The sequence below is a fragment of the Frankia sp. CgJB1 genome (assembly GCF_977947065.1).
On sequence record NZ_CDWTNB010000047.1, the window covers coordinates 14,908 to 25,446 of the forward strand.

The window sequence follows — 10,539 nt, forward strand, 5'->3', positions numbered from 1 at the left end:
GGGCGGCCTGCTCCGGGGTCGGGTAGAAACGGTAGCGGTACGCCCGCTTCACCATCTTCGACCCCATAGCAGGCTTGCCTGTCACGCTGTCGTTGATGCGCTAGCCCCGCCCTGAAAGACGGGGCCTGCGCGCTACGTTCCTGGGTCACGCCGGCCGACCCGCCAGCCGGCCCCGCCGACCCCGCACACCTGCTCACGTCATCTGGCACGCCACGACCTCCCGGGCACGGGCGCTTCACCCGACCGTAACGTGCCGGCCGCAGAATCAGCGGCCATGGCCGACCCGCAGAAGGCCCCCACGCTGACGCCCGCCATGCCCACGCCCGCCGTCTCCCGTCCCGTCGCCGTCCCCGTTCCCACCGACCTGGTCGTCGTCGGCGCCGAACTGGTCGCGACCGTGGACGCCGACCGCCGGGAGATCCGCGGCGGGTGGGTCGCGGTGACGAACGGCCTGGTCAGCGCCCTCGGCGGTCCCGACGAGCCACCGCCTCCCGCCGTGCGCACGCTGCGGGCGGATGGCTGCCTGATCACTCCCGGCCTGGTGAACACGCATCACCACATGTACCAGAACCTCACCCGCGCGTTCGCTCCGGCCCTGAACGGCACGCTGTTCACCTGGCTGTCGACCCTGTACCCGCTGTGGTCCCGGCTGGACGAGGAGGCCGTGCACGTCTCCGCCTACGTCGGGCTCACCGAGCTCGCCCTCGGCGGTTGCACGACGACCACGGACCACCTGTACGTGCATCCGCGCGGCGGCGGGGACCTCGTCTCCGCCGAGATCGCCGCGGCGACGGCACTGGGCCTGCGCTTCCATCCCACTCGCGGATCGATGTCGCTGTCGGTGAAGGACGGCGGGCTGCCGCCCGACTCGGTGGTGCAGGACGACGACGAGATCCTCGCCGAGTCGGCCCGGCTGGTGGCCCGTCATCACGACCCCTCGCCGGGCGCCATGGTGCGGATCGCCCTGGCGCCCTGCTCACCGTTCTCGGTCAGCCCGGAGCTGATGCGGGCCACGGCGGAGCTCGCCGAGTCGCTCGACGTGCGGCTGCACACGCATCTCGCCGAGGACCCCGAGAAGGACGAGTACTGCCTCGCGCGGTTCGGCCGGCGTCCCATCGACCAGTTCGCCGAGGTCGGCTGGGGCGGCGACCGGGCCTGGGTGGCGCACTGCATCCGCCCGAACCCCGCTGAGGTGGCCCGGCTGGGCGCCTGGGGCACCGGGGTCGCGCACTGCCCGAGCAGCAACATGATCCTCGGCGGTGGGCTCGCCCCGGTCGCGGAGCTGCGTGCGGCGGGGGTACCGGTGGGACTGGGCTGTGACGGCTCGTCATCGGCGGACTCGGCGTCGCTGTGGCTGGAGGCCCGCACGGCGATGCTGCTCGGCCGGCTGCGGCACGGCGCCGCGGCGATGTCGGCCCGGGACACGCTGGAGATCGCCACCCGGGGCGGGGCCGGCTGCCTCGGCCGGGCCGGGGAGATCGGCGAGCTGTCCGTCGGAGCGGTGGGCGATCTGGTGGCATGGCCCCTCGACGGCGTCGGCTTCGCCGGGGCGCTGTCCGATCCCGTCGAGGCGTGGCTGCGCTGCGGCCCGGTCGCCGCCCGCCACACGGTGGTCGCGGGCCGCGCGGTCGTCCTGGACGGCCATCCGGTGCATCCCGACTTGTCGGCGATGCTCGCCCGCCACCGCGAGCTCGCCGCCGGCCTGCAGGCTGCCTTCGACGATGCCGGAATCGCTGATGCCGGAATCGCTCCCGGCGCCGGACGGGCCGCGGGTACGACCGGAGCCAGGGCGGCCGGGGCCCGGTGAACGCCGACGAGACCGACCCTGGTGGGATACCTCCGCGGGGTGTTTGATACAAAGCAACAGGTCGGTTCGGGTCGGTTGGCGACGTCACCCATTCGACCCCGGCGATGGCGTTCTGGCGACACCCGCCGGGACGTCACCCCGAGCAGCCGCCGCCGGTGCCGCGCGTCGACCCCCCCGATCGACACGCATCGCACCGGCGGCGGCCTCGACCGGCGGCCGGGAACCGCCGGCCCATGAACCCGCGCCGCGGGTGGGCCGCGGTTCCCGGCCCAGCAGCTACGGTGACGACCGTGGAGACGATCACCACCTCGCCCGTCCTGGACTGGCAGCACAGCCTGCCCCGCAAGCGGATAGCGGCCGCGACCATCCTCGTCCTGCTGCGCCCCACGTATCGGCCCGGGTGGGACCTTCCTGGTGGTGTGGTCGAGGCCGACGAGGCCCCGCACGCCGCCGCTCGGCGGGAGCTCACGGAGGAGCTGGGCCTGGACCGCATCCCTGGGCAGCTGTTGGCGGTGGACTGGGTGCCGCCGGGGCCGCAGCGCACCGAAGGCTTGATTGTCGTGTACGACGGCGGCCAGCTCGCCCCGAACGAAGCGGACGGCATCCGTCTACCGGCCGACGAGCTGGCCGCATGGTTGTTCGTCCCGGTGGAGCAGCTGCCGGAGTTCATGGCGCCGCTGCTGGCGCGACGCGTCACGGCGTGTCTGGCAGCCCGGGCCGCGGGGGAAACGGTTTACCTCGAGGACGGCGCCCCGCTGACATGATCCTTGCCGCTGGCAGTCCACTCCAACCATGCGCCGTGCGGGTGGTAGTGCCCGAGAGGCAGGTGCTCTTGGACGACGCCGTCACGGCAGACGGTGAGGCATAGCCGGGGTTCCCCCGGCGCGGCGTCGGGTTCCGCGCGCACCCACATCACCGGCCGCTCCCGCGACAGCCGGGGAACCATGGCGGTGAAGGCCTCCCGGGCCGCGTCCGGGAAGTGCGCCACCACCGCGGTGTGGAAGACGCAGACGGTCAGGCGCGCCGGGACGGCCGCCACGAGCGCGGGCAGCATGTCCAGAGCGTCCCCGCGGCGTACTACCGGCGGTTCGTGCGCCGTGGCTACGTCCAGCGCCGCTGTCAGCCGTGTGGCGCGCTTGGGGTGGTCGGCCCAGACGCAGGCCGCCAGCCATGCACGGTCGTCCGGGTCACGGACGTCGAGCGGGTTGAGGTCGCACCCCCTACGCCATCCGATGTTCGGAACACCGCCGGCCGCGAGCGCTGGCGGCACCGGCCCGCGCAGTTCACACGGCAACTGCACCGGGGACGCAGGGTCGCCGTACCGGCTGCCCGGACCGTAGTCGTAGCCGTAGCGGTCCAGCACCAGGGCGAGCCCGGCGGACGCTCCGACCTCGACGAGGCCCAGCGGCCCGCTAGCCAGGATGCCGGCGGCCGCCAGCGCCGGTAGGAGGTACGTTGCCCGTCGGGGTTCATTGGCCTGCACCAAGCGCTCCAGTATCAGCTCCACGACCTCGTCCTCGTGGGCCTCGACGAACGTCGTGAACAGCTCGCGCCCTCGGGCGTCCGGCGGGGTGGGCGACGGGGTGAGGGTGGCGTAGTACGCGGCGAGCGGGTGGTCCGGCGTCCGGGCGAGCAGGTAGTGAACCGCGGCGAACAGCAGGTCGGGCGGGCTCTGCCCGGGCGTGGCGAGGGCCGCCAGGCTGAGCACGTACTCGTCGTCCACAAGGTCCTCGGCGAGCAGGGCGTAGAATGGGGTGTAGCCGCCGTTCGCGCGGTGGGTGGCGAATCGGCGCATCCGTTCCCGGACGTCTTCGACGGTCCAGGCGGCGGACGGGACGACGGTCTCAGGCATCAACGGGCTTCTAGATGACGGCGGCGGGGAGACGGGGTTCGGCGGGGCAGCGTGACTGGAGGAGGCCCTGGCCGACGGCGCGGTACAGGCTGTCGTGGACCCCGTCGGCGAACAGGAACCCGGTGAGGTCACGGCGGATCTTGTCCAGCTGACTATCGGCACGGAAGGACGACGCGCCGACGAGCAACGCCGTGGTGGTGACAAGGGTGTGTGCGGTGTCGACGCCATGGGCCTTGGCCGCGCAACTCCAGACGGACGCGTCCGGGTGACCGGCGTCGGCCAGACGCACCGCGGTCAGGACTGCGAGCAGGGCAGCGCTGATCTGGCCGTAGCCGCGCCCCAGGGTGATGAGGGCGTTGTCGCGGATGCGCAGCCCCACGGCGTCGCGGCGGGCGGCGAGCACGGCCGCCACGGTGTCGACTGCGGCGGCCGCTGCGCCCAACGCGGTCGCCGTCACCAGGGGCCGGTAGAACGCGAAGTGCTCGACGAACATTTCCCAGGCGTCCGCGCCCTGCTGGCCCAGAAGGTCGGCGGAGGTGATCGGGGTGTCGTGCAGTTCCACGACGCCCCAGGACCACCCGGCCAGCCCGCCGGGTTCCAGCTGTTGACGCTCAATGCCGGGCCGGTCGGCGTCGACTGCGGCGGCCGCCAGGGGTCCGTCGGGAAAGCGGAAGAAGACGACGAACACCGCCGCCTCCCGGAGCCGGCTGATCCAGGTTTTCGTCCCCACAAGCCTCCACCGCCCCGGGCCGTCCGCCTGCGCCTGCGTCGTGATGTGGCGCACCCGGCTTCCGCCGTGAGCCTCGGTCACGGCGATGCCAGCCAGCTCCCCGGCAAGCAGACGCGGCAGCCACCGCTCCCGCAGCTGCGGGCTGCCGTGGCGGGCGATGAGCCGGCCGTGGCCCAGACCGCAGGTGTCGCGCAGGTCGAGGTCGTAGTAGCCGCAGATGAACTGCTGGAGCACCGCCAGAACGACAGGCCGCCCCGTGCCGCCAGCGCCATCCGGCACCGCCCGCCCGAGGTGCCCGGTTCCCGCCATGGCCTCCCGGATGGCCAGGAGCCGCCGGGCGCGCGGGACGTCCTGTCGCCGACGCTGCTGCTGGGCCGCTGCCGTAAGGTCCGTGGCGAAGGTGGCGAGGTTGTGCCAGTCAGCCGCGTCCAGCTCCGCCAGGCCGTCGGCGAGCGGCGCCAGCCACCGGCTGATGAGGTCCAAGGTCCCCATCGCGGCTCACCCTGCTTCTGCCGTGCGGATCGGGCGGGCGGGCACGCCGACGACCACGGCGTCGGCCGGGACGCTGCGCAAGATGACGGAACCGGCCCCTACGAGGGCACGCGCCCCCACGACGACGCCGCTCATGATGATGGAGCCGGAACCGACCCGGGCGTCCTCCTCGAAGCGCGGCGGAACGTGCTCGCCCTGGCGGTCCAGCTCCCGGTCGTTGATGGTGCGGATGCCGGCGCCGAGAAACGCCCCGTCCGCGATGATGGTGGAGCTCGTGAGGTGCGACAGCGGGGAGCAACGTACGCCGGCACCGATCCGGGTCTCGCGCTCGACGACGAGCTGGTGGCCGAGGTTGCCCTCGGCGGCCACTGTGACAAAGGAGCGCAGCACGGTCTGATGCCCGATGGCCGTGCCCTCGCCCAGCTGGACACCGGCGTACAGGACCGCCCCCGCCCGGACGACGACACCCCCGGCCAGAGCGGTCTCTGCGCCTTCGCCAGCGTAGACGTGCCCGACGGCATAGCCCCGTTCCGGCATCCCAACGGTGCTGCGGCCCTCGATGCGGACCCCGTCGCCCACGGTGGTGCCACCGTGTACCACGGCGAACGGCCCGACCTCGCAGTCGTCGCCCAGACGCACGGGACGGCAGACGCCCGCCTGGTCGACTGGAACAAAGACCGCATACCGGCTGATCATGCTGCGCCGGCCCGTCTCCAGGAGGCCGGCACGCTCCATCTCGTCGGCCGTGAGCTCGGAGCCGATACTGATGCCCATGAAGGACTCCCCTCGTGAGGGATTGGTGGGGTAGGGAAGAAAAGTACTGGCAGCGGGTAGCCGCACAGTCGCTACGGGACCATGATGATCGGCGCCGAACCGGGCGAAAAGGTGATGTGCTGATCACGCACACACGTGTGCAGGATCTGCAAATTGCGCGGAGCAAGCGGGTGCTCTCACCATTACGTTGTGCCCGATCTACGTCTGGGGAGCGCAGCATGGAGCCGTCCACGAGGTCGCCCGGCGCCATCGTGCGGGATGCCCGCCGTGCACGCGGATGGACACAGACTGAGCTGGGCCGCGCCTGCGGCTACTCTGCTTCCTCCATCTCGCGCATGGAAAGCGGCCACCAGACGCTCACCGACATCGTCCTGCTGCGGCGCATCGCCGAGGCACTGGAGATTCCGGCCGGGCACCTCGGACTCGCCGCCACGTCCCCCGGCATGTCGGGCATGCCCGCTACGGTGAAGCGTCCATCCACAACCGAGGAGGAAGACCCGGTGCTCCGTCGCCAACTGCTGGCCGGTGTCGCCGCCGGGGCCGCGACTCCGCTGGCCTTCGGCCAAGGGTCCGCACCGTACGCGAGCGTGGTGCCGCATCTGGAGGACGTGCTGCTTGGCAGCCCCAGCATGTTCACCGCACCGGCCGCGCCGTCGGTGGTGCAGAAGCGCCTCATTGCGATAAAGGAGGACTACCAGGCCGCCCGGTACAGCCAGCTCGGCCAGTGTCTTCCCCGGTTGTTGCGCACCGCGGAGGCGACCGCGGCAGCCCGGGGGACGCCGCAGGCCGCCGCCCTGTACGCGGAGGCCTTGAACGTCGCCACGCACACGCTTATCAAATTCGACATCGAGGGCCTGGCGTGGGTGTCGGCCGATCGGGCGATGACGGCGGCCCGGGCCGCGAGCGACCCCATCACCATGGCGGAAACCACCCGGATGCTCTGCATCGTGGCCCGCCGCGGCGGCCACCACACCCGCTCCCGGCAGCTCGCCGTCGAGGCGGCCATGCGGCTCGCTGACACCGGTGACATGAGCCCCCGGGCGATCAGTCTGTACGGATCACTCCTGTCCACCGCCGGGTACACAGCGGCCCGCGTCGGCGACGCCAGCACGGCCGCGACGCTCCTGGACGAGGCAGGCGGCGCTGCAGCGCGGCTCGGCCGGGACGGCAACGAGCACTGGTCCACCTTCCGCCCCACCGGCGTCGGTATCTACCGGGTGTCCACCGCCCTGGCCCTTGGCGATCCCGTCGGCGCCCTGACCGCCGCGCGCACAGTGCGTCCGGACCGCATCCTCACGCCGGAACGCCGGGGCCGGTTCTGGGTCGACGTCGCAGCCGCCTACGCTCAGACGAGGCGCCCCGACGCCAGCTACCAGGCACTTCGGGCCGCGGAACAGGTCGCGCCCGAGGAAATCCGTGCCCGCCCGGTGGTGCGTTCCCTCGCGGGTCGCCTGGTCCAGGACCAGCGCGGCCGCGTGCCGGATGAACTGCGCGCCTTCGCCGTCCGCGTGGGCGCGCAGCTGTAGGAGCGGACAGGGGCATCCCGCCAAGGGAGGTATCCGGCGGTGTACGTGAGGCCGACACTGGGGGCATGCCGACGTTGCCGACCGATGTCGTCGCCCGTCTGACCGCCGCGCTCGCACCGATCGATACGGCGGTCATCGCTCGTCATCCCGGTGATCCGGGAACCCGTCAGCCGGTGCACACCTGCTACCTGCCCGCCGACCGGATGCGCCCGGACATCGTGCTGGTCTGGGGGGAGGCGGCCCGGGAGCTCCTGGCCGCCCACGGCACCGACCCGGCCAGACTCGCCGCCGCCACCGGGGGCGACCCGGACCTGGTCATCGCCGAACCGGTCCACGCACACGTGCTGCACGCGCTGACCGTTGAACCGGTGCAGGATCTGCGGATCGACCTGGAGGACGGCTACGGCGTCCGGATGGACGACACCGAGGACGCCGACGCCGTCGCGGCGGCGGACGCCCTGCCCGCGTCCTACGGCCTGCGGATGAAGTCGCTGGACCCGGCCGTCCGGGACCGGGGGCTGCGCAGCCTGGACCTCTTCCTCACAGCGCTGGCCGGTGACGACGGCCCACCCGCCGGGTTGGTGCTGACCCTGCCCAAGGTGAGCGCCGCCGCGCAGGTCGCGGTCTTCGCCGATCTGCTCGCCGAACTGGAGCAACGCCTCGACATCGCCCCGGTGCCCTTCGAGGTGCAGGTGGAGATCCCGGCCGCGGTTCTCGCCCTGCCGGCGCTGGTCGAGACCGGTCTTGCGCTGGGCCCAGGACGCCTCGTCGGACTGCACGTCGGCACCTACGACTACTCGGCGGCTCTCGGCATCACCGCCGCACACCAGGCCAGCGACCATCCGGCGGTGGAGTACGCCACTACGCTGATGCAGCTCGTCACCGCCGGCACCGGAATCCGGGTCGCGGACGGGTCCTCGAACCTGCTGCCGATCGAGAGCCCGGCGGACGCGACGGAGGGCACCTCAGCTACGGAGGGCACCGCAGCTGTCGAGGACACGGCGGGCCGAGGTGTCCACCGGGCGTGGCGGCGGCACGCCGAGCTGGTGCGCCGCGCCTGGTCCCGGGGCATCTACCAGGGCTGGGATCTGCATCCGGGTCAGTTGGTGAGCCGGCACGCGGCGGTGGCCGGCTGCCTGCTGGCCGGGCTCGACGAGGCGCTGGGCCGGCTTTCCTCCTACGCCACCGCGTACGCCACCGCCCGGCATCCGGGAGCGGTCGCCGACGAGCCGGCCACCGGCCGCGCGCTCGCCGGGCACGTCCTGCGGGCGCTCGACGCCGGCCTGCTGGACGACGCGAGCCTGACCGCGGCTGGTCTCGACCGGGTGACCGTCGACCGCTTCGGCGGCAGACCGGTCGCCGCGGGTTGACGACACCCGGCCATCCAGGGCGGTCAGCTCCCCCGATAGGTCGAATAACCGAACGGAGCGAGCAGCAGCGGGACGTGATGATGATCCGCCGGGTCCTCGATCACGAACGCGATGGTCACCTCGGGAAAGAACGCCGAGCGGCTCGCGGTGTCGAAGACGAGCCGCCAGGGGCCTGGGATGGTCGCCGGCAGATCGGCTACCCGGCCGTCGTCGTCGGTGACGGCCTTGGTGACCGCGATCCAGCCCGTGGTCGTGCCGTCAAGGGTGCGCACCGCCCGTTCCAACCGGAGCGGCAGGCCGGCGGCTGGCCGCCCCGTGGCCGTGTCCAGGACATGGGTGGACAGACTCACCACGCCTCCTCGGTCGCGTCCTCGGTCGCCGCGGCCCGGGTCCGGGCCTCGACCATCCCGCCACACCGCTCCTGATCGACCGTGGTGGATACGCCAGTATCCCAGGGAACCCTGCAGATATCGCTGCCGATAGTATCGCTGCTCGTAGTATCGATGCCGGTAGTATCGGGGAGAGTGGACGTGGTCGAGTTTGTTGGGCGGGAGCGGGAACTTGCCACGCTGGACGGGTTGCTTCGGCTGGTGGGATCGGATGTCGGATCGTCGCGACCGGGTCGTTGTCTTCTGGTCCGTGGGCGGCGTCGGATCGGTAAGTCGAGTCTCGTCGAGGAGTTCGTGGAGCGGGCGGGTGTACCCGCGGTGTTCTTCACCGCTGCCGGCGCCTCGGCGGAGGTGGAGCTGGATTCGTTGCGGGACGCCGTTGCCAGGTCCGGGCTGCCGGAGCGTGAGGTCTTCGCCGAGGCAGTTCCCGGGAACTGGAGCGCGGCGTTGCGCCAGCTGGCCGGGATCCTGCCGGAGGACCGGCCCAGTGTGGTCGTGATCGACGAGGTTCCGTACCTGATGGAGCGGGGCGACGCGTTCGAGGGTGTGCTGCAGCGTGCCTGGGACCGGGAACTGAGCCGGCGGCCCGTCCTGCTGGTGCTGATCGGTTCGGACCTGTCGATGATGGAGGCCTTGAGTTCGTACAGCCGACCGTTTCACCAGCGCGGGCAGGAGCTGGTCCTGGGGCCGCTCAATCCGGCGGAGGTGGGAGAGATGCTCGGCCTGGGCCCAGCGGAGGCGTTCGACGCCGCGCTGGTGACCGGGGGTCTGCCGCTGATCTGCGCCTCCTGGCGGCGGGGTGACGACCTGTGGGAGTTCCTTAACGCGGAGTTTTCGAACCCGGTGTCGGCGCTGCTGGTGTCGGCGGAGCGGTCCCTGGCCGCGGAGTTCCCCGACTCGGCCAATGCCAGGGGCGTGCTCTCGGCGATCGGCAGCGGCGAACGGACGTTCACCAACATTGCCCGCGCCGCTGGAGGGCTCGCGCATACCAGTCTGACCCGGTCGATCGAGGTGCTGGCCGCCAAACTGATGGTGGTGGGGGAGCTACCTCTTTCGACACGGCCGTCGAAAGAGCGCCGGTACCGGGTCACCGATCCGTATCTAAGGTTCTGGTTGCGGTTCGTCGGCCCATATCTGCCCGAGATCGAGCGCCTACGCGGAGACCTCACCGTCAGTCGGATCAGGGCGGGATGGACGAGTTGGCGCGGCCGGGCGATAGAACCGCTGCTGCGTCAGTCCCTCGCCCGCCTGCTCCCGGACGCGGTGCTGCCGTCGGCCCCGGCCGTCGGCGCCTACTGGAACCGCTCCAACACCGTCGAGATCGACGTCGTCGGCGCCGACCGGGAACCGGTCGCCAAGGAGCTGTACTTCCTCGGCTCTGTCAAATGGCTGGAACGCGCACCGTTCGATGACCGCGACTTGGCGGCATTGCAGAAACACCGGGCGGCGCTCACGAACCTTCCGCTGCCATTGGTCGCCATCAGTCGCAGCGGGGTTGCGGCCACCGGTCTCGCCGCATCCTACGGCCCAGCCGAACTCATCACCGCCTGGCAGCGAGGATGAAGCGAGGATAAGCAGTATTGCGCCACGGTCGTTCGG

Annotated in this window: 10 protein-coding genes; 5 read left to right on the forward strand and 5 right to left on the reverse strand. The window is 71.8% G+C overall.

The features are described 5' to 3' along the window. A partial coding sequence (locus tag AC08OT_RS07955; protein ID WP_476592230.1) for a helix-turn-helix domain-containing protein occupies positions 1-67 on the reverse strand: 67 nt, incomplete at its 3' end. Between the two features lie 246 nt (positions 68-313). Here AC08OT_RS07955 and AC08OT_RS07960 point away from each other — a divergent pair. Together AC08OT_RS07960 and AC08OT_RS07965 are read left to right on the forward strand one after the other, a co-directional pair. Then, positions 314-1,807, forward strand: coding sequence for an 8-oxoguanine deaminase (locus tag AC08OT_RS07960; RefSeq protein ID WP_476602684.1), 1,494 nt, complete (start codon positions 314-316; stop codon positions 1,805-1,807). A gap of 281 nt (positions 1,808-2,088) precedes the next feature. Beyond that, complete coding sequence (locus AC08OT_RS07965) at positions 2,089-2,571, forward strand: NUDIX domain-containing protein (protein WP_476592222.1); 483 nt, start codon at positions 2,089-2,091, stop codon at positions 2,569-2,571. On the opposite strand, the gene AC08OT_RS07970 is transcribed toward AC08OT_RS07965, so the two are convergent. The 3 genes from AC08OT_RS07970 to AC08OT_RS07980 are packed head-to-tail and all read right to left on the reverse strand — an operon-like array spanning position 2,541 to position 5,655. Next, a complete protein-coding gene (locus AC08OT_RS07970) occupies positions 2,541-3,659 on the reverse strand; it encodes a DUF2332 domain-containing protein (protein ID WP_476592223.1) in 1,119 nt (372 codons plus the stop codon). The two genes, AC08OT_RS07965 and AC08OT_RS07970, sit on opposite strands and share 31 nt — an antisense overlap. Before the next feature lie 10 nt (positions 3,660-3,669). Further along, positions 3,670-4,881 carry an acyl-CoA dehydrogenase family protein gene (locus AC08OT_RS07975; RefSeq protein ID WP_476592224.1) on the reverse strand — a complete coding sequence of 404 codons (1,212 nt, stop codon included), beginning with the start codon at positions 4,879-4,881 and terminating at the stop codon, positions 3,670-3,672. Between the two features lie 6 nt (positions 4,882-4,887). Further along, complete coding sequence (locus AC08OT_RS07980) at positions 4,888-5,655, reverse strand: DapH/DapD/GlmU-related protein (RefSeq protein ID WP_476592225.1); 768 nt, start codon at positions 5,653-5,655, stop codon at positions 4,888-4,890. Positions 5,656-5,873: 218 nt separating this feature from the next. Here AC08OT_RS07980 and AC08OT_RS07985 point away from each other — a divergent pair, with 218 nt between their 5' ends. After that, positions 5,874-7,181, forward strand: coding sequence for a helix-turn-helix domain-containing protein (locus AC08OT_RS07985; RefSeq protein ID WP_476592226.1), 1,308 nt, complete (start codon positions 5,874-5,876; stop codon positions 7,179-7,181). Positions 7,182-7,246: 65 nt separating this feature from the next. Next, positions 7,247-8,551 (forward strand): DUF6986 family protein, encoded by a 1,305-nt coding sequence (locus AC08OT_RS07990; protein ID WP_476592227.1) that lies wholly within the window; start codon positions 7,247-7,249, stop codon positions 8,549-8,551. A 23-nt stretch (positions 8,552-8,574) separates the two neighbouring features. On the opposite strand, the gene uraH is transcribed toward AC08OT_RS07990, so the two are convergent. After that, on the reverse strand, positions 8,575-8,901 hold the full coding sequence (uraH, locus tag AC08OT_RS07995) for a hydroxyisourate hydrolase (protein ID WP_476592228.1): 327 nt from the start codon (positions 8,899-8,901) through the stop codon (positions 8,575-8,577). 180 nt (positions 8,902-9,081) lie between these two features. On the opposite strand from uraH, the gene AC08OT_RS08000 reads away from it, so the two are divergent. Next, on the forward strand, positions 9,082-10,503 hold the full coding sequence (locus AC08OT_RS08000) for an ATP-binding protein (RefSeq protein ID WP_476592229.1): 1,422 nt from the start codon (positions 9,082-9,084) through the stop codon (positions 10,501-10,503). The last annotated feature ends 36 nt before the right edge of the window (positions 10,504-10,539 follow it).